The 23,053-nt window shown below is 61.4% G+C and carries 18 protein-coding genes and 1 tRNA gene; 5 read left to right on the forward strand and 14 right to left on the reverse strand.

Going from position 1 to position 23,053, the window contains the following annotated elements; all coding sequences use genetic code 11:
• Nucleotides 1-23 precede the first annotated feature (23 nt).
• The 3 genes from odhB to ispH all read left to right on the forward strand — a co-directional run bounded on the left by odhB (nt 24) and on the right by ispH (nt 3,860).
• The gene (odhB, locus tag JYJ39_RS10515; protein ID WP_205204187.1) at nt 24-1,262 is read left to right on the forward strand and encodes a 2-oxoglutarate dehydrogenase complex dihydrolipoyllysine-residue succinyltransferase; all 1,239 of its coding nucleotides are present in this window, start codon (nt 24-26) and stop codon (nt 1,260-1,262) included.
• Nucleotides 1,263-1,445: 183 nt separating this feature from the next.
• The gene (gene lpdA / locus JYJ39_RS10520; protein WP_205204188.1) at nt 1,446-2,870 is read left to right on the forward strand and encodes a dihydrolipoyl dehydrogenase; all 1,425 of its coding nucleotides are present in this window, start codon (nt 1,446-1,448) and stop codon (nt 2,868-2,870) included.
• Nucleotides 2,871-2,936: 66 nt separating this feature from the next.
• Nucleotides 2,937-3,860 carry a 4-hydroxy-3-methylbut-2-enyl diphosphate reductase gene (ispH, locus tag JYJ39_RS10525; protein ID WP_205204190.1) on the forward strand — a complete coding sequence of 308 codons (924 nt, stop codon included), beginning with the start codon at nt 2,937-2,939 and terminating at the stop codon, nt 3,858-3,860.
• Nucleotides 3,861-3,926: 66 nt separating this feature from the next.
• Here ispH and JYJ39_RS10530 read toward each other — a convergent pair whose 3' ends face one another.
• The 7 genes from JYJ39_RS10530 to JYJ39_RS10560 all read right to left on the reverse strand — a co-directional run bounded on the left by JYJ39_RS10530 (nt 3,927) and on the right by JYJ39_RS10560 (nt 13,143).
• Nucleotides 3,927-5,222, reverse strand: a complete 1,296-nt coding sequence (locus JYJ39_RS10530) for an OmpP1/FadL family transporter (protein ID WP_205204192.1) — start codon at nt 5,220-5,222, stop codon at nt 3,927-3,929.
• Nucleotides 5,223-5,368: 146 nt separating this feature from the next.
• On the reverse strand, nt 5,369-7,306 hold the full coding sequence (locus tag JYJ39_RS10535; RefSeq protein ID WP_205204194.1) for a 3-hydroxyacyl-CoA dehydrogenase NAD-binding domain-containing protein: 1,938 nt from the start codon (nt 7,304-7,306) through the stop codon (nt 5,369-5,371).
• Nucleotides 7,303-8,247: a DegV family protein gene (locus JYJ39_RS10540; protein WP_205204196.1), complete on the reverse strand. Its 945-nt coding sequence runs from the start codon at nt 8,245-8,247 to the stop codon at nt 7,303-7,305. The genes JYJ39_RS10535 and JYJ39_RS10540 overlap by 4 nt, the downstream gene beginning before the upstream one ends.
• Before the next feature lies 1 nt (nt 8,248).
• Nucleotides 8,249-9,529: an acetyl-CoA C-acetyltransferase gene (locus JYJ39_RS10545; protein WP_205204198.1), complete on the reverse strand. Its 1,281-nt coding sequence runs from the start codon at nt 9,527-9,529 to the stop codon at nt 8,249-8,251.
• A 91-nt stretch (nt 9,530-9,620) separates the two neighbouring features.
• The gene (locus tag JYJ39_RS10550; RefSeq protein ID WP_205204200.1) at nt 9,621-11,975 is read right to left on the reverse strand and encodes an acyl-CoA dehydrogenase; all 2,355 of its coding nucleotides are present in this window, start codon (nt 11,973-11,975) and stop codon (nt 9,621-9,623) included.
• 30 nt (nt 11,976-12,005) lie between these two features.
• A complete protein-coding gene (locus tag JYJ39_RS10555) occupies nt 12,006-12,677 on the reverse strand; it encodes a TetR/AcrR family transcriptional regulator (RefSeq protein WP_205204202.1) in 672 nt (223 codons plus the stop codon).
• Between the two features lie 214 nt (nt 12,678-12,891).
• Nucleotides 12,892-13,143, reverse strand: coding sequence for a hypothetical protein (locus JYJ39_RS10560; RefSeq protein WP_205204203.1), 252 nt, complete (start codon nt 13,141-13,143; stop codon nt 12,892-12,894).
• 213 nt (nt 13,144-13,356) lie between these two features.
• Between JYJ39_RS10560 and JYJ39_RS10565 the strand changes: the two genes are divergently transcribed.
• The gene (locus JYJ39_RS10565) at nt 13,357-14,805 is read left to right on the forward strand and encodes a tryptophanase (RefSeq protein WP_205204204.1); all 1,449 of its coding nucleotides are present in this window, start codon (nt 13,357-13,359) and stop codon (nt 14,803-14,805) included.
• A 94-nt stretch (nt 14,806-14,899) separates the two neighbouring features.
• Here JYJ39_RS10565 and JYJ39_RS10570 read toward each other — a convergent pair whose 3' ends face one another.
• The 4 genes from JYJ39_RS10570 to efp form a co-directional block, all read right to left on the reverse strand.
• Nucleotides 14,900-15,244 carry a zinc ribbon domain-containing protein YjdM gene (locus tag JYJ39_RS10570; protein WP_205204205.1) on the reverse strand — a complete coding sequence of 115 codons (345 nt, stop codon included), beginning with the start codon at nt 15,242-15,244 and terminating at the stop codon, nt 14,900-14,902.
• 57 nt (nt 15,245-15,301) lie between these two features.
• On the reverse strand, nt 15,302-16,159 hold the full coding sequence (gene asd / locus JYJ39_RS10575; RefSeq protein ID WP_205204206.1) for an archaetidylserine decarboxylase: 858 nt from the start codon (nt 16,157-16,159) through the stop codon (nt 15,302-15,304).
• Nucleotides 16,160-16,173: 14 nt separating this feature from the next.
• Complete coding sequence (gene argC / locus JYJ39_RS10580; protein ID WP_205204207.1) at nt 16,174-17,121, reverse strand: N-acetyl-gamma-glutamyl-phosphate reductase; 948 nt, start codon at nt 17,119-17,121, stop codon at nt 16,174-16,176.
• A 71-nt stretch (nt 17,122-17,192) separates the two neighbouring features.
• Nucleotides 17,193-17,753, reverse strand: a complete 561-nt coding sequence (gene efp / locus JYJ39_RS10585; RefSeq protein ID WP_205204208.1) for an elongation factor P — start codon at nt 17,751-17,753, stop codon at nt 17,193-17,195.
• A gap of 266 nt (nt 17,754-18,019) precedes the next feature.
• Here efp and JYJ39_RS10590 point away from each other — a divergent pair, with 266 nt between their 5' ends.
• Nucleotides 18,020-18,952 carry an exopolyphosphatase gene (locus JYJ39_RS10590; protein WP_205204209.1) on the forward strand — a complete coding sequence of 311 codons (933 nt, stop codon included), beginning with the start codon at nt 18,020-18,022 and terminating at the stop codon, nt 18,950-18,952.
• Nucleotides 18,953-19,055: 103 nt separating this feature from the next.
• On the opposite strand, the gene JYJ39_RS10595 is transcribed toward JYJ39_RS10590, so the two are convergent.
• From JYJ39_RS10595 to dnaG, 3 genes are all read right to left on the reverse strand, one after another.
• Nucleotides 19,056-19,134 (reverse strand) — tRNA-Ile (locus JYJ39_RS10595).
• Nucleotides 19,135-19,142: 8 nt separating this feature from the next.
• Nucleotides 19,143-21,152, reverse strand: a complete 2,010-nt coding sequence (rpoD, locus tag JYJ39_RS10600) for an RNA polymerase sigma factor RpoD (RefSeq protein WP_430622475.1) — start codon at nt 21,150-21,152, stop codon at nt 19,143-19,145.
• Between the two features lie 128 nt (nt 21,153-21,280).
• Entirely contained in the window at nt 21,281-23,014 is a 1,734-nt protein-coding gene (dnaG, locus tag JYJ39_RS10605) for a DNA primase (protein ID WP_205204212.1), read from the reverse strand.
• Nucleotides 23,015-23,053 lie beyond the last annotated feature (39 nt).

Below are 23,053 nucleotides of genomic sequence, written 5' to 3' on the forward strand. Positions count from 1 at the left end.
TACTACCGCAGAGTGGAGTCATCATGAGCATTATCGAAGTTCAAGTTCCGCAACTGTCCGAGTCCGTCGCCGAGGGCACGCTCGCTACGTGGAAAAAGAAGGTGGGCGAAGCTGTCGCCCGCGACGAAATCCTGGTCGATATCGAGACCGACAAGGTCGTTCTGGAAGTGCCCTCGCCGGGTGCCGGTGTGCTGGTGGAAATCATCAAGGGTGATGGTGACACGGTGGTTTCCGGTGAATTGATCGCCAAGATCGATACCACCGCCGTTGCGGGCGCCGTGGCGCCGGCAGCGGAAGCGCCGAAAGCAGCCGCACCGACGCCGGCTGCTGCTCCGGCTGCGAGTGCTCCGGCGGGTAGCGCCAGCCCGGCCGCCCGCAAGATTCTCGAAGAAAAGGGCGTTGCGGCTGCGGATGTGGCCGGTTCTGGTCGTGGCGGCCGCGTGACCAAGGAAGACGCCGTTGCTGCCCAGGCACGGGCTGCAGCACCGTCTGGTCCGGTGGCTGCGGGCAAGAGCGCACTGGCTTCCCTGCCGGTACCCAATTCCGGTGTGGCTCTGGGTGATCGTCCGGAAGAGCGTGTGCCGATGACCCGTCTGCGCGCCCGTATCGCCGAGCGGCTGATTCAATCGCAGCAGACCAATGCCATCCTGACCACCTTCAATGAAGTCAACATGGCGCCGGTCATGGCGTTGCGCAAGCAATATGGCGAGAAGTTCGAGAAGACTCACGGCGTGCGTCTTGGCTTCATGGGCTTCTTTGTCAAGGCGGCCGTTGCCGCTCTGCAGCGCTTCCCGATCCTGAACGCTTCGGTCGATGGGAACGATATCGTCTATCACGGCTATATTGACATCGGTATCGCCGTCGGTTCGCCGCGGGGTCTGGTCGTGCCCATCCTGCGCAATGCTGATCAGATGTCGATCGCCGATATCGAGAAGAAGATTGCTGAATTCGGCCAGAAGGCCAAGGATGGCAAGATCTCCATCGAGGACCTGACCGGTGGCACCTTCTCCATCTCCAACGGCGGCATCTTCGGCTCGATGATGTCCACGCCGATCATCAATCCGCCGCAGTCGGCCATTCTCGGCATTCACGCCACCAAGGATCGTGCCGTGGTCGAGAACGGGCAGGTCGTGGTGCGGCCGATGAACTATCTGGCCATGTCCTACGACCACCGCATCATCGACGGCCGCGAAGCGGTGCTCGGTCTGGTGACGATGAAGGAAGCGCTGGAAGATCCGGCGCGTCTGCTGCTCGCAGTCTGATTACTGCCAGCGCGGAATATGCAGTACCAGGCATGGGGGGTAGGGCGCAGGTTTCTCGCCTTGCTCCCCATGCTTTTTGAATCGTTATGAAAAGTGGATGGCTGCACCCTGCGCAGCTTGAGTGCGAAGCGGTTTTCCGCATTTCAAGTTATGTCAGCGCGGCTGTTCGCTCAGGAGAATTAAATGTCCAGTAAACAATTCGATGTGCTCGTTATCGGCGGTGGTCCTGGTGGCTATGTCGCCGCCATCCGCGCCGCCCAGCTCGGTTTCAACACCGCTTGCGCCGAATCCAACGCCTATGCCGATCCGAAGGGCGAGCCGCGTCTCGGCGGTACCTGCCTGAACGTCGGCTGCATCCCGTCCAAGGCGCTGCTGCGCTCTTCCGAACTGTACGAGGAAGCCAATCACTCCTTCGCCATGCACGGCATCTCGGCCAAGGGGGTCAGCATCGATGTGCCGACCATGATCGGCCGCAAGAACACCATCGTCACCCAGCTGACCGGCGGCATCCGCGGCCTGTTCAAGAAGAACAAGGTCACCGGCCTCAACGGCCACGCCAGCTTTGCCGGCAAGGAAGGCGAGCTGTACAAGGTCAAGGTGGGCGAGGAAGAAGTCCTGGCCAAGCACGTGATCATCGCCACCGGCTCCAAGCCGCGCCACCTCGACGGCATCCCGGTCGACAACAAGGTCATCTGCGACAACGTCGGCGCGCTCGATTTCGACGCTGCACCGAAGCGTCTGGGCGTCATCGGTGCCGGCGTCATCGGCCTGGAAATGGGTTCGGTCTGGCGTCGTCTCGGTACCGACGTGACCGTGCTCGAAGCCGCGCCGGACTTCCTGCCGTTCGCCGACCAGGACATCGCCAAGGAAGCGCTCAAGCTGTTCACCAAGCAGGGCCTGAAGATCACCACCGGCATCAAGCTGGGCAAGGTCACGGTGACCAAGAAGGGCGTCACCGTTGCTTATGAAGACAAGGACGGTGCCAAGACACTTGAGTGCGACAAACTGATCGTTTCGGTCGGCCGCATCCCGAACACCGATGGCCTCAACGGCGACGCCGTAGGCCTCAAGCTCAACGAGCGCGGCCAGGTCGAAGTCAATGGCCACTGCCAGACCAACCTGCCCAACGTCTGGGCGGTCGGCGACGTCGTCCGTGGTCCGATGCTGGCGCACAAGGCTTCGGAAGAGGGCGTCATGGTTGCCGAATTGATCGCCGGTCAGGCTGGTCATTGCAACTTCGACACCATCCCGGGCGTGGTCTACACCCATCCGGAAATCGCCTGGGTCGGCAAGACCGAACAGCAGCTCAAGGCCGAAGGCATTGCCTACAAGCCGGGCAAGGTGCCGTTCATGGCCAGTGGCCGTGCCCTCGGCCATGGCGACGCCAGCGGTTTTGTCAAAGTATTGGCCGATGCCAAGACTGACCGCATCCTGGGCGTGCACATCATTGGTAACAACGCCTCTGAACTGATTGCGGAAGCCGTGGTCACTATGGAGTTTGCCGGTGCATCCGAAGACCTCGGCCGCATCTGCCATGCCCACCCGACGCTGTCGGAAATCGTGCACGAAGCCGCACTTGCCTGCGATAAACGCGCTCTGCATTTCTGATTGTGCGCTTTTCCCCTAAAAGCGGTTGCGGCAACGTGACCGCTTTTTCTTTTGAGATTCGAATCCATGCCAATCATTCTTGCCAACCCGCGCGGTTTCTGTGCTGGCGTCGAACGCGCCATCGCCATTGTGGAGCGCGCCCTGGAAAAATTCGGGGCGCCGATCTACGTGCGGCATGAGGTGGTGCACAACAAATTCGTCTGCGATGATCTGCGCAGCAAAGGGGCAGTGTTTGTTGAGGAACTGAGTGAGGTTCCCGCAGGAAATACGGTGATTTTCAGTGCCCATGGGGTGTCGCAGGCCATACGGAGCGAGGCGGAACAGCGCGGTCTCAAGGTCTTTGATGCAACCTGCCCGTTGGTGACCAAGGTGCACCTCGAAGTCGGCCGCATGCGCAAGGGGGAGCGTGAAATTGTGATGATTGGCCACAAGGGGCATCCGGAAGTCGAGGGCACCATGGGCCAGGTGCAGGGCGGCATGTATCTGGTGGAAACACCGGAGGATGTGGCAACCCTGCAGGTCAAAGACCCCGAGTATCTTGCCTACGTGACCCAGACGACACTGTCGATCGACGATGCCGGGCGGGTGATTGCCGCTCTGCGCGCACGTTTTCCAGCGATTCAGGGGCCGAAGAAGGACGACATCTGCTATGCCACGCAGAACCGCCAGGATGCGGTCAAGGCCCTGGCCGATGTCTGTGATCTGGTGATTGTCGTCGGTAGTCAGAACAGTTCGAATTCCCGCCGCCTGAAGGAAGTGGCTGCCGGGCGCGGTATTGATGCTTATCTGGTGGATGCGGCGGATGAAATCGATGCGGGATGGCTGGTCGGGAAAACACAAATCGGTGTGACTGCCGGTGCATCAGCGCCGGATGTGCTGGTGCAGCAGGTCGTGGCGCGCCTGCAGGCATTGTCCGGTGCGCCCGTCGCGCAGTTGCAGGGCGTGGAGGAGGCGGTTTATTTTCCGCTTCCCAAGGAGTTGGCGGGCTGACTTGCCGCGCAAAAAAAGACCCCGGCCGTGGCCGGGGTGAAGGCAGAGAATAAGGGTTCCGCTGGATTAGAAGTTGTAGTTCATCTGCACCGAATACAGGTTGGCGTGGGTCTTGAACTTGCCATGGACGGTTTGCAGGGTGACCGTTTCGCTGGTGTCGGTGACGGGGCGTGCCGTATCCGAGTTCTTGAAGAAGATGCGCGCATAGCCGAAATCGAGCGATGCATTCTTGTTCACCTGCCAGCGGGCGCCGAAAGCGAGCCAGGTGCGGTCGGAGTCTGGCACGGTCATTGTCCGGTGCTTCGAATCCGGTACCGGCGACTCATCGTAAGCAATGCCGGCGCGCAGATTCCAGGCGTTGTTCAGCTGATATTTCGCGCCCACGCCCACCCGCCAGGTGTCTTCAAAGTTGTAGCGCAGCGGGGCCGTCGCGCGGCCTTTGGTATCGGCAAAAACGGGCATCAGCGCGTCAACGGAACTCCAGCCGGTCCAGGTGGCGTCGGCCAGCAGTTCGAGACGATCATTCAGCTTGTGGCTAATGGCGAGAGAAAAGTTATCCGGGGTTTCCAGCGTTGCCTCGATGTCGCGATTCATCATGAAAGCCGGTACTTTCTGGCTGCCTTCCAGGTCAAACTTGATCTTGGAACGGTAGGCCAGACCGATTCTGGTGTGCTCGGTCGGCTGCAACATGACACCCACGTTCCAGCCCCAGGCCGTGTCGTCGCCCTTCAGCGTACCCTGCGGGCCGGCCAGCGAGACCGGGGTGTGCTGGCGGAATTCGATCTCGCTCTTGGCGAAGTTGAGGCCGAAACCGATGGAGAGTAGGTCATTGACCTTGTAGGCGAGCGACGGGTTGAGGTTGATCTGGTGGATGGAGGTGTATTTACCGGAGAAGCGGCCGGCGAAGTTGTCGTCATACTCGGTTTCGCTGCCGAAGGTCACGGAGACGCCAACGCCAGCGCGCAGGGCCGGGGTGATGGCGTAGCTGTAATAAAAGGCAGGGACAACGGAAGTGCCGCCACCGTTGCCGCCGTTGTCACCGACCGGATGGAACAAGCCGGTAGGCGCGCCGGCGGCAGTCAGTACCGGCATGCGCGTTGTGCCGGTGTCGGAAAAACGGACCGAGCGCTGGATGGCTGTCGCGCCGAGGGAAATGCTGTGACCCATGGGCAGATAGGTCATCCCGGCTGGGTTGAAAAAGATCGTGCTGGCGTCTTCGGCGACGGCAGCGGCACCGGCATAGGCAACGCTGGTGCCGGCAGCGTTCTGGTTTTGCAGTTGAAAGCCGGAAGCGGCTGCGGTGCCGGCGAAGGCCATGCTGATCAGGCCGGGAAGAAGGCGTACGGCAAGGTGCTGGTTCATGGGTTTGTCTCCTGGTTTTATGGATTAGGGAATTTCTTCCCGATGGGTGAAACTATTAAACATCAAACAAACGTTTGAAATACTGTTTGTTTGTAAAAAAACCGGGCGTGTGTTGTGTTAGTGCAACACTCGCCCGGCAGGGGATGTCAGCGGCTGGTTTGCCAGTGCAACGGGCCGCCGGTGAAGGGGGCGAAGCCGGTACCGAAAATCACGCCGGCGTCGGCAAGATCGGCGTCGGCGACAATGCCGTCGGCCACCAGGCGTTGGGTGCGGGCGATGAGCGGGGCTACCAGTTCTTCCGCCAGCCCGGAGGGGGCACTGCTTGCTGCGGTTTTCTGCGGCTTGCCATTGTTCCAGGTGTAAAAACCCTGACCACTTTTCTTGCCCAGTTGCTGTTTTTCCACCCGCTGTTGCAGGCAGCGTGGTGCTTCGGCGCCATCGGCAAGTTGTTGCCCCGCCGCTAGGGCGATGTCGAGGCCGACCGTGTCGATCAGTTCGATCGGGCCCATCGGCATGCCGAAGGTGAGCAAGGCGGCGTCGATGCTTTCCGGTGCGATCCCACGGTCCACTGCGCGCATGGCGGCGAGCATGTAGGGGGCGAGGACGGCGTTCACCAGAAATCCCGGGGCGCTGCGGACGGGGAGCGGTAGTTTGTCGATCTGGCGGACGAATGCGCAGGCGGCACGGATGGCGGTGGGGTCGGCTGCCTCGGCGGCAACGACCTCGACCAGCGGCATCATCGCAACCGGGTTGAAGAAATGGATGCCGACCAGCCGTTCTGGTCGTGCCAGCACCGGGCGCAGATCTTCCAGACGCAGGCTGGATGTGTTGCTGGCCAGCAGGGCGCCTGGTTTCATGCGCGGTTCGAGCGTGCGGAACAGGGCGTGCTTGGCCTCTGCATTCTCGAAAATTGCCTCGATCACCACATCGGCGTGGACCACGCCGGCGCCGGTGGGATCGGGTAGCAGACGATCGCAGGCGGCACGCACCGCCAGGGGGTCACGCAGTTTTTTCTGGAACAGTGCTTGGGCGCGTTGCAGGGCGGGCGCGATACGGCTGATGTCCTGATCCTGCAGACTGACGGTCAGGCCGCGCAGGGCGCACCAGGCAGCAATGTCGCCGCCCATGACGCCAGCGCCGACGACGTGCACGCGGCGTGCCACGAAATCTCCTCCGGGTTCGCTACTCTTGCCAAAGCTCTTCAGGCGCTCCTGCAGGCGGAATACCCGCAGGAGGTTTTTCGCGGTCGGTGAAGAGATGATGCGGTCAAGCACTTCCGGTGCGTCCAGGGCGTTGCCACCCTGTTTTTGCCACAGGTCGATGATGGCGTAGGGGGCTGGATAATGTTCAGGCCGCGCCTTCTTCGCCACCTGTTTGCGGGCGCCATTGGCGACCACCGCCTTGAGCGGGCCGGACAGCAGTTTCTGCATGAAGGGTAGGGGACGGCGAGGGGTATTGGAGAGCAGCAACTGGCGCGCCGCCATCTCCATGACCCGGGGCGGCACGCAGTCATCGGCTAGCCCCATTTTCCTGGCGCGGCGGGCATCCAGCCCTTTACCGGTGAGCATCAGATCAAGCGCCGCCGGGGCGCCGATGCGCTGCGGCAGGCGGGACATGCCACCCCAACCAGGAAAGATGCCGAGCATGACTTCCGGTAGGGCCATTTTCGTCCCTGGCTCATCTACCGCCAGCAGGTAACGGCAGGCCAGTGCCAGTTCCAGGCCGCCGCCAAGACAGTGACCGCGCACCAGTGCCAGTGTCGGGTAGGGCACGGCGGCCAGGCGGTTGAAGAGTTCCCAGCCGCGCGCGACCAGTTGCCGGCCTTTGTCCGCCGTGTCGAGACGGGAGAATTCATCAATGTCGGCCCCGGCGATGAAGCCCGCCGCCTTGCCGGAACGGATGATCAGCCCAGCGGGGGGCGAGGCTTCAAGCTGGTCGAGCAGTTGCCCGAGTTCCGTCATGACTGCTTGTGACAGGGCGTTGGTGCTCTCGCCGGCGCGGTCGAGGGTGGCAATGGCGATGCCGCTGCTTTCGCGGTGCAACTGCCAGTGGGTGAAGGTGTCGTGCATGATCGGTTCTCTCATTGAATACGGTGACTGGCGGCAGCAAAGGCCAGCGACAGTGCCCCCGGGCCGACATTGATGGCGGCGGTTTTACTCATTGGCGCCAATTGGATGGTGACGTCGTGTTCAATGGCAGTGCGTGCCAGCCGGCCATAACCTTTGAGGTCGCGTACCGTTTCCAGCGGGCCACCATAGCTGATGCAGATCCACGGCGCGTCCAGTCCCTGTTCGATTTGTTCGGCAGCACGGTTGAAGAGATGTTCGGCGCCACTGGAAAAGCCGCGCACCTTGCCGACCGTGTGGGTTGTGTCGCAGTTGTAATGCAGGAGGGGCTTCACATCGAGTAGCGAGCCGAGGGCGTAGGCGCCCCAGCCCAGGCTGCTGTCCCCCTTCTTCGAGGCGCGGTTATAGATGTGGTGGAGATCGGCCGGGACCAGGTAGGTGTGGGTATGTTCGATCAGCTGCGTCAGCCGCGCACCGATCACACTGGGCGGGCAGCCCTCGGCGATCAGTCGGGTGGCTTCTGCTGCCGGCACGGATTGGCCGGTGAACAGGTTGCGGGTGGACAGCACGGCCAGGCCGAAAGCATCGTTGCAGCCTGCGCTGCGGCGGATCTCCCGGTATTTGCCGAGCACGCTGCGCGCTGCCTGCTGTGCATGCATGAAAATGGGGCTGCGCATGCCGCTGATGGTCAGGCAGAACACGTAGTCGTATTCGAGGACCAGGCGTTCGAGAAACAGGGTTTCGATCTGTTCCGGTGAGTAGGGGATGGATTCGGCGTAGTCGGCATGCCCTTGATCGAGGCGCCAGGCGTAGAACTTCTGGGTTTCGACCGGATCGCGCCAGTCCTCGACGAAAACATCACCGATGCGCAGGGTGATCGGCATGATCTGAATGGCGTGCTGGTCGATGAACTCGCGCGGCAGGTCGCAGGCTGAATCGACGACGATTCCAATCCGCATGTCAGAAGGCCTCGACCAGCATGGCGCCGCCCAGGCCGCCGCCGATGCAGATCGTTGCGATACCGCGCCGCGCCTGGTTGCGGCGTAGTACGTGCAGCAGGTGCAGGACGATGCGGGCACCCGAGGCGCCGACCGGGTGACCGATGGCGACGGCGCCGCCATCGACGTTGAGGCGCTCGCTGGGAATGTCGCCGAGGGCGCCCGGTAGTTCGAGCTGTTCGCGGCAGTAGCGCTCATCGCGCCAGGCAGCCTGGCAGGCAAGCACTTGCGCCGCAAAAGCTTCGTTGAGCTCCCAGTAATCGATGTCAGTCAGCGCCAGGCCGTGCCGTTGCAGGATCGGGGTGGATGCATGCACCGGCCCCAGCCCCATTTGCTCTGGCTCAAGGCCAGACCATTGGCTATCGACGATTTTGCCGATCGGGCTGAGGCCCCATTTCTCCACCGCCTCTGCCGACGCCAGCAGCACCCAGGCGGCGCCATCGGTGATCTGCGAGCTGTTGGCGGCGGTGATGTTGCCGTACTTCTTGTCAAAAAACGGTTTCGGCTTGGCCATGCCGGCCAGATCGGCATCGGCGCGAACCCCGTCGTCTTCGGCATAGATCTTGCCCTTGCCATCGACCAGCGGCACGATTTCGTCCAGATGCCCGGCTTGCCGCGCGGCAAGTGCGCGCTGGTGGCTGCGCACGGCAAACTCGTCCATCTGCCGCCGGTCGATGCCGAATTTCCAGGCCAGGTTTTCCGCTGTCTGCCCCATCAGCAGGCCGACCACCGGGTCGGTCAGGCCCTTCATCAGCCCGATCACCGGCGTCAGCAGCGCGGCTGGGCGTAGCTTGAGGAAATGACCGAGTTTCTGCCCCATCGTCCGCATTGTCATCATGCCGGCGAACCAGCGCACCATCGCATCCGAATAGAGTAATGGCGCTCGGGAGAGCGCATCGACGCCACCGGCCAGCACCAGTTGCGAACGGCCGCACTGGATGTTGGCGATGGCCGAGTCGATGGCCTGCATGCCGGAAGCGCAGTTGCGCATCACCGTCCAGCCCGGCACCTTTTTGCCGCAGCCGAGTCGCAGCGCGACCATGCGGCCGATGTTGGTTTCATCCGGCGACGGTGCGGCGCAACCGAGAATGACCTCGTCTAGATCGGACGGCAGGAAGGGCTGGCGCAGCAGCAGCGCGCGTCCGGCTTGCGTCGCCAGATCGGAGGCGGCGAACGGTCCGGGGCCTTTCTGCGCTTTGAGGAAGGGCGTACGGGCGCCATCCACTACGTAAATCGTTGTCATGGGTTTCCTTTGCGAACGCTGGAAATGGCTGATAGCGGCACGGACTTTGTGCGTGCTGCCAGTGTTTGCGGCTGGCCATGGGGGCGTGCTGTCATGCCGCCATCCGGTCGGGGGCGGGTTTGTTCGCCGTGGCTACGCCGAAGTCGAAGGGGAAATCGTCGACCCGTACCACGATGTCGCGCAGGTGCGTGCGTCGCTGCATGATCTCGAATTCGGCAGCGGTGATGACGCCCAGTTCAGCGGCGACCTGGGCGATGTCACGGACGTTGGCGCGCGGGTTGTTGGCAAAGCGGCCGGCCTTCTCGGCGGCGCGGATCTTGGCTTCGATCGGCTCGGCAGCCAGGGTGGCTTGCAGGGCCAGTTCGATGGCGCCAACCGGCTCTTCCTCGTGTAACGGTACAAAGCATTCGGCCGTCAGGCGGTCCCGTGTCGCCGAGGGCGAGAGCAGCGATTTCGCAACCTGGTGGCCGAAGGCATCGGACGGCACCACGTAGGGATGGCCCCAGGGGAAGATCACGCGCTTGACCAGGGCAGCGATGAAACGCACCGGGAAATTGGCCAGCACCCCATCGAACGCCTGCTGCGCCTTGTACATGGCGTCCCAGATGGCCCAGTGGGCAAGCGGTGCATCGGCCTGTTGCCGGCCTTCCGCCTCATAGCGTTTGAGGGTGCAGGAAATCAGGTACATCTGCGCCAGGATGTCGCCCAGGCGGGCCGAGAGTTTTTCGCGCCGTTTGACGCTGCCGCCCAGCACCAGCAGGGATACATCGGAAAGGAATGCGAAGGCGGCGGAGAAACGCGTCAGTTGCTGGTAGTAACGGCGCATTTCCGGCGCCACGTCGGTGTTGACGCTGACGAAATGCGAGCCGGTGATGCCCTGGCGGAAAGCTCGCCAGGCATTGCTGATGGTGAAGCCGATGTGGCCGAATAGCGCCCGGTCGAAATCGATCAGCCCCTGGCGGGCATCCGGATTCTGCGCCGCGCGCATTTCCGGCAGCAGGTAAGGATGGCAGCGGATGGCCCCCTGGCCGAAGATGATCAGCGAACGGGTCAGGATGTTGGCGCCTTCGACGGTGATCGCCACCGGCACCTGCTGGTAGGCACGACCGAGGAAATTCGACGGGCCGAGGCAGATGCCTTTGCCGCCGATGACATCCATGCCGTCGTTGACCACCTGGCGGGCGCGTTCGGTGACGTGGTACTTGGCAATGGCTGACACCACCGAGGGTTTTTCGCCGAGATCGACGGCGCCGGCCGTCATCTTGCGCACCGCGTCCATCAGGTAGGTGTAGGCGCCGATGCGGGTCAGTGCTTCTTCGACGCCTTCGAACTTGCCGACGGCCATGTTGAACTGCGAGCGCACCCGGGCGTAGCCGCCGACAGCGCGCGCCGTCATCTGCGCCATGCCGGTGTTGGAAGAGGGCAGCGAGATCGAGCGGCCAGCTGCCAGACACTCCATGAGCATGCGCCAGCCTTGGCCCGCCATCGCCGGGCCGCCGATGATGAAATCGAGCGGCATGAAGACCTCGGTGCCACGCACCGGGCCGTTCATGAACATGGCGTTCAGGGGAAAGTGACGGCGGCCGGTGTCGACGCCCGGATGATCGTAAGGGACCAGGGCGCAGGTGATGCCGATGTGCTTCTTGTCGCCCAGCAGCCCTTCCGGGTCGTAGAGGTGAAACGCCAGGCCGAACACCGTGCACAGCGGGGCCAGGGTGATGTAGCGCTTGTCAAAGGAGACGCGCATGCCCAGGACTTCCTTGCCCTGATAAACGCCCTTGCAGACGACGCCGGCATCCGGAATGGAGGCGGCATCCGAGCCCGCCCACGGGCTGGTCAGGGCAAAGGCGGGGATTTCGATGCCTTTGGCCAGGCGTGGCAGGTAGTGGTTCTTCTGTTCTTCGGTGCCGTAGTGCAGTAGCAATTCGGCCGGGCCGAGCGAGTTGGGCACCATGACCGATACCGAGAGTGCGGAAGAGCGGGTCGATAGCTTGGTCACCACCTGCGAGTGGGCGTAGGCGGAAAATTCCAGGCCACCGTATTTCTTCGGGATGATCATGCCGAGGAAGCCACGCTCCTTGATGTAGCGCCAGGCGTTGGCGGGGAGATCGTAGAGTTCGTGGGTGACCTGCCAGTCATCGACCAGGCGGCAGGCTTCCTCGCATTCGTTGTCGAGGAAGGCTTGTTCTTCGGCAGTCAGCTTCGGCACCGGGTAGGCGTGCAGCTTCTGCCAGTCCGGCTTGCCGCGGAACAACTCGCCTTCCCACCAGACTGTGCCGGCTTCGAGCGCATCGCGCTCGGTATCCGACATCTGCGGCAGGACCTTGCGGTAGGCGGCAAAGATGCCGCGGGTGAGGATGGCACGGCGCAAGGGCGGCAAGGTGAACAGTGCGCCCACGGCGAGGACAACGGCAAGGCAAGCCCAGAGGGCGGGATGAACGGGCATGGTGATGTCTCCTGGTTTGTTTTTGTAGGATCAGTGATCGGTGAATTGCGGCAAAGGGGCGCGCAACCCGCCAATCAGGAAAGAAATGAGACGAGGCAGCAGGCGGTCGAGGCGGTCTTCACTATCTTCCGCTTCGATGCCCCAGTCGGTTACCAGACGCAGGGCGTCGGTGCCGGCGATGGCATAGGAGGTCGCGCCGAGCATGAAATGGAAGCGCCAGACGATTTCTGCCTTGGGGACATCCGGCAGTGAGCGGAACAGCGCCTCCTTGTAGCGCTCGACCACGGTTTTGTATTCGTGCGCCAGAAAGGCGCGGATGAAATCCGAGGGTTCGGTCAGGGTGCGCCCGAGCAGGCGCAAGAAAATCACGCCGCCACGCTCTTCGTCTTCCGCCATGCGGATCATGGTGCCGAAAAAGGCATCGACGATCTGCGAGGGTTTGAGCGGTTGTCCATCGGCAGTCGCCTCCAGTTCGTCGAGTGCCCGCATGCGTTCTTCGTTCAACCAGTTCAGGCGGCGGCGGAAAACTTCCTGGATCAATGCTTCCTTGGAGCCGAAGTGGTAGTTGACGGCGGCGAGATTGACCCCAGCCTCGCCGGTGATCTGGCGCATCGAGGTGCCATCGTAGCCGTGCGCCATGAACAGGCGTTCGGCGGCATCAAGGATACGGGCGCGGGTATCGGACAAGCGGTTGTCTTGCATTACATCCTCTGTGATTCATACGTTCGTTTGAATTATGGGGAAAAAAATTGCGCACGGCAAGCACAGTGCGCAAATAGTCGGGTTTCTGTCAGATGGCCTGGGCTTGCTGGCGGCTGCAGTCCATCAGGGCGGCAAGGCGCAGCCACAGTGGCTGGATTATTGTTTCTGTGTCAGCGCGTTAGACCCGGGCAGAGAGGGGGCGCCGTGGATGGCGTCACGGGTGGGGTGTGGCTGTGGCGGGTTCGTCCTGTGGCAGCGGCGGTTGCGGTTTGCTGACGACGTAGAGTACACCGGCGCAACAGGCAAAAAAGGCGATGCAGGCGAGCAGGCTGGGGGTCCAGGTGTCGGCGAGGCCGTACTCGAACCAGACCCAGAAAAAAGCCAGCAGTGCCGGCAGTATCATGGCTGCACAAAAGAGGGCGCTGGCGAGGGCGATTTTTTGGCCAATATGACGGGAAAGTGGCATGCGGCACTCCTGGATGGGTTGCGGATGGCTGATTCTAGCGGGCAGTGGACGGTGTATTTTTGATCTGTCTGAAAGAGAGGGATTTATCCGCCAAATACGGCAGTCATGCCGGCGCCTCTCGGGTAAACTGTGCCGCTTTATCCGTGGGCTGCGGGCTGGTGCTGGCTGGCGCGCAGGCCGAATCGATTTCATCAACCAGGGAGATTAGCCATCATGGCGAAAGTGAAGTTCTACGGCGCGGAGTCGTTTCCGCTCGAAATGCACAAGGTCCGCATCGTTCAAAAACTGAATCTGCCGCCGGTTGAGCGGCGTCTGGCGGCGGTGGCGGAAGCCGGCAACAACACCTTTCTGCTCAAGAATGCCGATGTGTTCATGGACATGCTCACCGACAGCGGTGTCAACGCCATGAGCGACCAGCAGATGGCGGCCATGATGATTGCCGACGACAGCTACGCCGGCAGCGCCACGTACACCCGCCTGGAAAGCAAGCTCCAGGAAATCTTCGGCATGGACTATTTCCTGCCGGCACACCAGGGCCGTGCCTGTGAAAACATCCTGGCGCAAGTGCTGGTCAGCGAAGGTTCGGTGGTGCCGATGAACTACCATTTCACCACCACCAAGGCGCACATCACGCTGAATGGTGGCCTGGTCGAGGAAATCGTCAGCGACGCCGGCCTGGAAGTGGTCAGTGTCAATCCCTTCAAGGGCAATATGGACGTGGCCAAGCTGCAGGATGTGGTGGCCCGCTTCGGTGCCGAGCGGATCGCCTTCGTGCGGATGGAGGCCGGGACCAACCTGATCGGCGGCCAGCCTTTCTCGCTGCAGAATCTGGCCGATATCCGCAAGGTCTGCGACCAGCATGGTCTGATGCTGATCATGGATGCCAGCCTGCTGGCCGACAACCTGCACTTCATCAAGACGCGCGAAGAAGCCTGCAAGGCCATGAGCATCCGCGAGATCACCCGCCGCATGGCGGATCTGTGTGATGTGATTTACTTCTCCGCCCGCAAGCTCGGCTGCGCCCGGGGCGGCGGCATGTGCATGAAGAGCGAAGAGCTGTACCGGAAAATGCGTGGTCTGGTGCCGCTGTACGAAGGCTTCCTGACCTACGGGGGCATGTCGGTGCGCGAGATGGAGGCGCTCACCGTTGGTCTGGAAGAAACGATGGACGAGGATGTCATCAATCAAGGGCCGCAGTTCATCGGCTACATGGTGGATGAACTGGTCAAGCGGGGCATTCCGGTCATCACGCCGGCGGGTGGCCTGGGCTGCCACATCAATGCCATGGAATTCGTCGATCACGTGCCGCAATCGCAATACCCGGCCGGCGCACTGGCCTCGGCACTGTACATCGCCAGCGGCATCCGTGGCATGGAGCGCGGCACCCTGTCCGAACAACGTGAGCCGGACGGTACCGAGATTTTTGCCAACATGGAGTTGGTGCGTCTGGCCCTGCCGCGTCGGGTGTTCACCCTGTCGCAGGTCAAGTATGCGGTCGATCGTCTGGAGTGGCTGTACGCCAATCGCAAGCTGATCGGTGGTTTGTCTTTCGTCGAAGAGCCGGAAATCCTGCGTTTCTTCTATGGCCGCCTGGCGCCGGTGTCGAACTGGCAGAACGAACTGGTCGCCCAGTTCAAGAAAGATTTCGGCGACAGTCTGTAAGCGGTTTGCGCCAACAAAAAACCGGGGTCTTCATGCCCCGGTTTTTTTGTGTGCTTTTTTTGTGTACATGTGCAGCCTGTGAAGGCGGTAGCGTTCAGGCTTTCTTGACGAACTGCGACTTCAGTTGCATGGCACCGATGCCGTCGATCTTGCAGTCAATGTCATGGTCGCCATCGATCAGGCGGATGCTCTTCACCTTGGTGCCAACCTTGACGACCAGCGACGAGCCCTTGACCTTGAGATCCTTGATTACCGTGACGGCGTCACCATCCTGCAGGACATTGCCGACCGCGTCACGGACGACCTTTTCTGCTTCCTCGGCGGTGATTTCTTCCGCTACGCTGGGCCATTCGTGTGCGCATTCCGGGCAGATGTAGAGCGGGCCGTCGCTGTAGGTGTAGGCAGATGCGCACTTGGGACAGGCGGGTAAATCGGACATGGCAATCTCCATTGGCTTGGATTGGGTGGGCATGCTGCGCGGCGGCAGGCGTTCAATTCATGCGCGCGGCAGGCGCTGGCCGAGGGCTTCGCCCAGGCGTACGGCTTTGGCCGGTGCCCAGGACGGGTCGAATTCGAGCGTGTTTTTGGGCCACAACAGGACGACGGTGGAGCCGAGGAGAAAGCGCCCCATTTCATCGCTCTTCTTGAGCAGGACACTGTTCTCACCGTCGTAACGCCATTCGCGGACGACGCCGGGGCGCGGGGGATTGACCACGCCATGCCAGGTGGTGGCCATGCTGCCGACGATGGTGGCGCCGACTAGCACCAGGGCGAACGGGCCGGCCGCGGTATCAAACAGGCAGACGACGCGTTCATTGCGGGCGAAAAGGCCAGGAACACCGCGCGCAGTGGTCGGGTTGACCGAGAACAGTGCGCCGGGCACGTGAATCATGCGGCTCAGGCGACCATCGCAAGGCATGTGGATCCGATGGTAGTCGCGCGGGCTGAGGTAGATTGTGGCGAAACTGCCGTTCTCGAATGGCGCGGCGAGTTCGCGGTCACCCCCAAGCAGTGCGGTGGTTGAATAGCTGTGGCCCTTGGCCTGGAAAATCTGGTCGCGTTCGATCGGGCCGAACTGGCTGATGGCACCGTCCACCGGGCAGAGGAAATCGGCGGTGGCCGGCAGGCGGACACCATCGCGCAGGGGGCGGGTGAAGAACTCGTTGAAGCTCTTGTAACTGGCAGGATCGGGGTTGGCCGCTTCTGCCATGTTGACGTTGTAACGGGCAATAAAGCGGCGGATCAGGGCAGTGGTCAGGCCGCCCAGTTCAGCGCCGGCAAGCTTGCCGGCGAGCTGGGTCAGAAGTTGCTTGGGGAGCAGATATTGCGGTAGAACAGCGAGACGATCAGACACGGGCTTCCTTGAAATCAAACCAGTCCCAGGCTTTCCGTCACGCCCAGGTGTACGTTCATGGCCTGTACGGCAGCGCCGGAGGCCCCTTTACCGAGGTTGTCGAGGCGGGCGATGAGCAGCATGCGTTCGGCATTGCCATAAACAGCCAGGTCGACACGGTTGCTGCCGTTATTGGCTTCGACATCGTAGAAACCATTGACGGTGGTGGTGTCGAGGTCTACCGGGTGGACCTTGATGAAGGCTTCGTCGGCATAGTAGTCGGCCAGAATCTTCTGCACGTCGGCTGGCCCGGCAGTGCGGGTGAACTGCGCCGGATGCAGGTAAACGGTCACGGCCAAGCCTTTGTAGAAAGGTCCGACGATGGGCTGGAAAATGGGGGCTGCAGTCAGGCCGGTGTACGCCTGCATTTCCGGCAGATGTTTGTGGGCAAGAGCCAGTGCGTAGGCGCGAGGGGCCTTCAGCGCCGTGCTGCCGCTGGCGGCCTCGTATTCGGCAATCATGGATTTGCCACCGCCGGAATAGCCGGTAATGGAATTGGCGGCAAGCTGGGTATCGGCGGCAATGAGGCCGGCGTCGATCAGGGGGCGAACCGCCAGGATGAAGGCGCTGGCGTGGCAGCCGGGGTTGGCGATGCGCTTGCTGGCGCGGATCTTGGCGCGCTGCTCCGGACACAGCTCGGGTAGGCCGAAAACCCAGTCAGGATGCACCCGGTGTGCCGTGGAAGCATCGATGACGCAGGTGCGAGGATTGTCCACCAGTGCTACGGATTCTTTGGCGGCGGCATCCGGCAGGCACAGGAAGGTGACGTCGGAGGCATTGATCAGCCGCTTGCGTTCGGCCAGATCCTTGCGCTTGTCGGCAGCAATTTTCAGCAGTTCGATATCGGCGCGTTGGGCCAGATATTCGTTGATTTGCAGGCCGGTTGTGCCTTCCTGGCCGTCGACAAAGACTGTGTAGCGCATGGCGGAAAAATGGGGAAAAGGTAAATGGAAGGCGGGGCACTGCCAGGCAGCGCCCCGGGCGGCCGGGTGTTTTACTTGGTGCGGCTGCGGTATTCGTCGGTACGGGTGTCGATTTCGATCTTGTCGCCGATTTCAACGAAAGCGGGTACTTGCAGTTCGAAACCGGTGGGTTTGATGCGGGCCGGCTTCATGACTTTGCCGGAGGTGTCGCCCTTGACTGCCGGCTCGGTGTATTCCACTTCGCGCACCAGGGCGGTCGGCAGTTCGACCGAGATGGCCTTGCCGTCGTAGAACACCACTTCACAGGCCATGCCGTCGTCGAGATACTTGAGGGCGTCGGTCATGTTCTCGGCTTCCACCTCGAACTGGTTGTAGTCGGCGTCCATGAACACATACATGGGGTCGGCAAAGTAGGAATAGCTGGCTTCCTTCTTTTCCAGCACGACGACTTCAAACTTGTCATCTGCTTTGTACACTGCTTCCGACGGATTGCCAGAGAGCAGGTTCTTGAGTTTCATCTTGACCACGGCAGCATTGCGGCCGGATTTGTTGTATTCGGTTTTCTGCACCACGAGCGGCTGACCGCCGACCATGATGACGTTGCCGGAGCGGAGTTCCTGAGCGATCTTCATGTTGCACTTATCCCAAAGCAGAAAAAAACGCGCAATTATACCGTGTTGCCACAAAGGCGGGCCAAATGGCACGGGATCTTTGTGCTAACTGCATGAATCAGTGGGGGTTTGTTCCTGGATAAGCTCTGCCGTCATGCGGCAGGCCGTGGCCTTGGAAGCGCGTCGGGTGCCGCAGGGATTATCCGGCGTGCGGCGGTTTGCCACAGTCGTCCGAAAATCGATTAAATTTGCTGTCCTCAACCCAACATCCTTGCAGGAGATACTTCATGTCGGCAGCTAAATATCGTCTGGTCACCCGCAGCGACTTCGATGGCCTTGTCTGTGCCGTACTGCTGAATGAGCTGGAAATGATCGACGACATCAAGTTCGTCCACCCCAAGGACATGCAGGACGGCAAGATCGAGATCAGCGGGCGCGATATCACGACCAACCTGCCCTATGTGCCGGGCGTGCATCTGGCGTTTGATCATCACCTGTCGGAAACCGTGCGCAATACCGGTGAGCGTCCGGAACACATCATCCTGCCTGATGCGCCTTCCGCTGCGCGCGTGGTGTATGAGCATTTCGGCGGCAAGGCGCGTTTTCCGGCGGCCTTCGACGACATGATGGCTGCTGTCGACAAGGCTGACTCAGCGCAGTTCTCGCGCCAAGAAATCCTTGATCCTGAAGGCTGGGTGCTGCTGAACTACCTGATGGACTCGCGCACCGGCCTTGGCCGTTTCCGCGAATTCCGTGTCAGCAACTACCAGCTGATGATGGATCTCATCCAGTACTGCCGCAATCACGGCATCGATGACATCCTGCGCTTGCCCGATGTCAAGGAACGGGTGGATCTTTACTTCGAGCATGCCGTCCGGGCCAAAGAGCAAATCCAACGCTGCGCCAGCGTGCATGGCAATCTGGTGGTACTTGATCTGCGCAACGAGGACATCATCTACGCGACCAACCGCTTCATGATTTACGCTTTGTTCCCGGCGCAGAACATCTCCATCCACGTCATGTGGGGGGTACAGAAGCAGAATACCGTTTTTGCCACCGGCAAATCGATCCTTGACCGTAGCTCGCGGACCAATATTGGCGAGCTGATGCTGCACTATGGCGGCGGTGGCCATGAAAATGCCGGCACGTGCCAGGTGGCCAACGACGAAGCAGCGCAGGTGTTGCAGGCGCTGATCGAGCGTATCAATGCGGATGGCTGAGTCGCTCCGCTGCTGGGTCGGTGGCTCAGCTGCGTAACTGCCGGTATGGCGCACGCGTCGCCATGAAAAAAATCCCCGTATCAATAGATACGGGGATTTTTGTTGGTGGGCCCCCCGAGAGTCGAACTCGGCACCAACGGATTATGAGTCCGCTGCTCTAACCAGGCATGAGCTAGAGGCCCGGCATGGGTTAGTTACCGGTCGGGTCGAGGAAGCTGCGCAGCTTGTCAGAGCGGCTCGGGTGGCGCAGCTTACGCAGGGCTTTGGCTTCGATCTGGCGGATGCGCTCGCGGGTGACGTCGAACTGCTTGCCGACTTCTTCCAGCGTGTGGTCGGTATTCATCTCGATGCCGAAGCGCATGCGCAGCACCTTGGCTTCGCGCGTCGTCAGGCTGTCCAGGATGTCCTTGGTGACGCCGCGCAGGCTGGAGAACATCGCTGCGTCGGCTGGAGCCAACGTGGTCTGGTCTTCGATGAAATCGCCCAAGTGGGAATCGTCGTCGTCGCCGATGGGGGTTTCCATGGAGATGGGCTCCTTGGAAATCTTCATGATCTTGCGGATCTTGTCTTCCGGCATGTCCATCTTCTTGGCCAGCGTTGCCGGGTCCGGCTCCAGGCCCGTTTCCTGCAGGATCTGGCGGCTGATCCGGTTCATCTTGTTGATCGTTTCGATCATGTGCACCGGGATGCGGATGGTCCGCGCCTGGTCGGCGATGGAGCGGGTAATCGCCTGGCGGATCCACCAGGTGGCGTAGGTCGAGAATTTGTAGCCGCGGCGGTATTCGAACTTGTCCACCGCCTTCATCAGGCCGATGTTGCCTTCCTGGATCAGGTCGAGGAACTGCAGGCCGCGGTTGGTGTACTTCTTGGCGATCGAGATGACCAGGCGCAGGTTGGCTTCGGTCATTTCGCGCTTGGCGCGGCGGGCCTTGGCTTCGCCGGTGGACATCTGCTTGTTGATGTCTTTCAGTTCCTTGAGCGATATGCCGATGCGTTCTTGCAGGGCAAGAATCTTGCGCTGCTCTTCCTGGATGTCGGGCGCGCTGCGGGTGAGCACGGCAACATAGCTCTTTGGGGCGGCGGCAATTTCAGCATCCGCCCAGTCGAGATTGGTTTCATTGCCGGGGAAGGACTGAATGAAGTGTGGCCGCGGCATACGTACGCGGTCGACGCAGATGTTCTGAATCTTGCGCTCACAGGCGCGTACTTCATCCACCATGGCGCGTACGTTGTCGCACAGGCGTTCGATGGTGCGCGAGGTGAACCGGATCAGCACCAGCTCGTCGAGTAGCTGGTTTTGCAGCTTGAGATAGGTTTTGTCCTGGCTACCCTTGCTGGTCAGGGTTTTCTGCATCTTGGTGTGCAGGGTGCGGATGGTGGCGAAGCGGGCCAGGCCCTCCGTCTTCAGTTGTAGCAGGGAGGCGGCAGCAGCAGCGCCGGCGTTGTTTTCTTCTTCTTCCTCTTCTTCCTCTTCCGCTTCTTCGTTTTCGCTGTCGTCATCGCTGGCGGCACTGACCGGGGCTTCCGGGGCCGGTTCTGCTTCGACGGCATTGGGGTCGATCAGGCCATCGATCAGCTCATCGATACGGATTTCCTCGTTCTCGACCTTGCTGGCCATGTCGAGGATTTCGGTGATCGTGGTGGGGCAGGCGGCAATGGCCTGGATCATGTGCTTCAGACCTTCCTCGATGCGCTTGGCGATTTCGATTTCGCCTTCGCGGGTGAGGAGCTCGACAGTGCCCATTTCGCGCATGTACATGCGGACCGGGTCGGTGGTGCGGCCAAATTCGGAGTCGACCGTGGACAGCGCCTGTTCGGCCTGTGCTTCGACTTCTTCCTCGTCGGCACTGCTGGCATTGGTGTCGGACATCAGGATGTCTTCGGCCGCAGGCGCCTCATCGAAGACCTGGATGCTCATTTCACTGAAGGTGGAAATGATGGCTTCGATGGCTTCTGCGTCGACCAGGTCGTCCGGCAGGTGGTCGTTGATTTCGGCGTAGGTGAGGTAGCCGCGTTCCTTGCCCAGCTTGATCAGCGCCTTGAGGCGCATTTTGCGCGCTTCGGCGTCAAGCGGCTGCGGGGTTTCCGCAATGGCTTCCTTGATGGCTTCCTTGATGGCTGCCTTGTCGACGGCTTTGTCCTTGGCTTTACTGCTGCGTGCCTTGGGGGTTTCCTTCGCGGTGTCTTTTGCCTTGGCCATGAACACGATCCGGGTATCTGGAAAACCGCTGATTATACCATAACTTAGCCACGCTTTTAAGGGTTGGCCGTGCTCTGTGTGCTGCAACGGCTGGCGGTGCTGCTGCGGTGGTGCGGGCTGTTTGGTGATCAGGGTGTTGCGGGGGGTTTGCGGGTGAGAAACTGGATGTACGCCTGTTTTTCTTCTGCTGACAGACCGGCAACGCCGAATTGCTGGGCTTTCATTTGCAATTCGGCGAAGCGGCGCATGTCCGCGCTACCTTTGAGCTTTTCGAGGGTGGCGTGAAATTCAGCGTCAGCTTCGTCTTCGTCAAATGGCAGGTCGAGAAGTTCCGCTGCGGCGGTTTCGATCAGGCTTTCTTCCGGCTGGCCGCGTAGTTGCTCGCGCAGCAGGGCATAGTTGCTGGCGCCGCCGCTGTTTTCCAGACAGGCCTTGAGGCGCAGCAGGGCGGGGCGTTCCGGTGTGTCCGGCAGGAGTGCGGCTGGCAATCCGGCGGCCAAGGATGGTTTGTGTAGGATCAGGCGTAGCAGGTTGCGCGCCAGGGAGGGGGGGCTGCGTTTGGCGCGGGCAGGTGCGGGCGTGGCGTAGGATTTCAGTTCGCACAGGCGTTCGACTTCACCCTGGCTGAAGCCACTGGCTTCGGCCAGGCGTTTGACCAGTTGCAGGCGCAGTAGAGGCGTCGGCAGTTTGAGCAGTAGTGGTTTGGCTTCGTAGATCAGCTGGGCGCGCCCTTCGGCGCTGGTCAGATCGCAGCGCAGGGCAAGTTCGCGCAGGAGAAAATCGGACAGGGGCGTGGCCTGGGTAACCAGGCGCTCGAATTCGGCCTTGCCATGGTCGCGGATGTAACTGTCCGGGTCGTGTTCTGGCGGCAACAGCACGAAACCGATGGACTTGTTGTCGGCCAGCATTTCCAAGGCGTTTTCCAGCGCCCGCCAGGCAGCCTTGCGTCCGGCCGTGTCGCCGTCGAAGCAGAAGACGATGCGGTCGACCTGGCGCAGCAGTTTCTGGACGTGCGTCGGGGTCGTGGCGGTGCCCAGGGTGGCGACGGCGTTGCCGACGCCGTTCTGGGCCAAGGCGATGACGTCCATGTAGCCTTCGGTGACGATGGCAATGTTCTTCTCGCGCAGCGCCTGGCGAGCTTGTGGTAGCCCGAACAGTTCGCGGCCTTTTTCGAACAGCGGTGTTTCGGGGGAGTTGAGGTATTTCGGTTCGCCCTGGTCGATGATGCGGCCGCCGAAGGCGATGATGTCACCCTTGGGGTTGATGATGGGAATCATCAGCCGGTCGCGAAAGCGGTCGTAACGTCGGCCGGCGTCGTTGTCGATGATGAGGCCGGCGTGTTTGAGCAGGGGGGTGTCGTAGTCGGGGAAAATGGCCTGCAGGTTCTGCCAGCCATCCGGGGCGTAGCCGATGCCGAAACGGGCAGCGATTTCTCCAGAAAGGCCACGTTTTTTGCAGTACTCGATGGCGCGCGGAGAGTGGCGTAACTGCTCCTTGTACCAGGCGGCTGCGCGGGCCATGACTTCAGTCAGCTGACGCGTTTCGCTGTGGGGTGCGGCCTGGGGGCTGCTGTCTTCCGGTACGCTCATGCCCAGCCGGCCGGCGAGTTCGCGGACCGCGTCGACAAAGCCAATGCCCTGGTACTCCATGACGAAACCGATGGCCGAGCCGTGTGCGCCACAGCCAAAGCAGTGATAGAACTGTTTTGCCGGGCTGACGGTGAAGGAGGGGGTTTTTTCGTTATGGAAGGGGCAGCAGGCCGCGTAGTTCCCGCCCGCTTTTTTCAGCGGCACGTAAGCATCGACCAGTTCGACGATGTCGATCCGGGCAAGTAGATCCTGAATGAAGGAATCGGGAATCATGGGGTGGGAAATCCGTGGGGCAAAAAAACAGCCGCCGGC

The organism is Azonexus hydrophilus, from assembly GCF_905120355.1.
In the GTDB taxonomy this organism is placed as follows: Bacteria; Pseudomonadota; Gammaproteobacteria; order Burkholderiales; family Rhodocyclaceae; genus Azonexus.

Excerpts from the sequence above, each read along its gene's own strand:
- JYJ39_RS10545 (WP_205204198.1), bottom strand. The coding sequence starts at position 9,529 with ATGACAACGATTTACGTAGTGGATGGCGCCCGTACGCCCTTCCTCAAA.
- JYJ39_RS10540 (WP_205204196.1), bottom strand. The coding sequence starts at position 8,247 with ATGCGGATTGGAATCGTCGTCGATTCAGCCTGCGACCTGCCGCGCGAG.
- JYJ39_RS10590 (WP_205204209.1), top strand. The coding sequence starts at position 18,020 with ATGTCGGCAGCTAAATATCGTCTGGTCACCCGCAGCGACTTCGATGGC.
- lpdA (WP_205204188.1), top strand. The coding sequence starts at position 1,446 with ATGTCCAGTAAACAATTCGATGTGCTCGTTATCGGCGGTGGTCCTGGT.
- JYJ39_RS10560 (WP_205204203.1), bottom strand. The coding sequence starts at position 13,143 with ATGCCACTTTCCCGTCATATTGGCCAAAAAATCGCCCTCGCCAGCGCC.
- ispH (WP_205204190.1), top strand. The coding sequence starts at position 2,937 with ATGCCAATCATTCTTGCCAACCCGCGCGGTTTCTGTGCTGGCGTCGAA.
- efp (WP_205204208.1), bottom strand. The coding sequence starts at position 17,753 with ATGAAGATCGCTCAGGAACTCCGCTCCGGCAACGTCATCATGGTCGGC.
- JYJ39_RS10570 (WP_205204205.1), bottom strand. The coding sequence starts at position 15,244 with ATGTCCGATTTACCCGCCTGTCCCAAGTGCGCATCTGCCTACACCTAC.
- JYJ39_RS10530 (WP_205204192.1), bottom strand. The coding sequence starts at position 5,222 with ATGAACCAGCACCTTGCCGTACGCCTTCTTCCCGGCCTGATCAGCATG.
- dnaG (WP_205204212.1), bottom strand. The coding sequence starts at position 23,014 with ATGATTCCCGATTCCTTCATTCAGGATCTACTTGCCCGGATCGACATC.
- JYJ39_RS10550 (WP_205204200.1), bottom strand. The coding sequence starts at position 11,975 with ATGCCCGTTCATCCCGCCCTCTGGGCTTGCCTTGCCGTTGTCCTCGCC.
- JYJ39_RS10565 (WP_205204204.1), top strand. The coding sequence starts at position 13,357 with ATGGCGAAAGTGAAGTTCTACGGCGCGGAGTCGTTTCCGCTCGAAATG.
- argC (WP_205204207.1), bottom strand. The coding sequence starts at position 17,121 with ATGCGCTACACAGTCTTTGTCGACGGCCAGGAAGGCACAACCGGCCTG.
- odhB (WP_205204187.1), top strand. The coding sequence starts at position 24 with ATGAGCATTATCGAAGTTCAAGTTCCGCAACTGTCCGAGTCCGTCGCC.
- JYJ39_RS10535 (WP_205204194.1), bottom strand. The coding sequence starts at position 7,306 with ATGAGAGAACCGATCATGCACGACACCTTCACCCACTGGCAGTTGCAC.
- rpoD (WP_430622475.1), bottom strand. The coding sequence starts at position 21,152 with ATGGCCAAGGCAAAAGACACCGCGAAGGAAACCCCCAAGGCACGCAGC.
- JYJ39_RS10555 (WP_205204202.1), bottom strand. The coding sequence starts at position 12,677 with ATGCAAGACAACCGCTTGTCCGATACCCGCGCCCGTATCCTTGATGCC.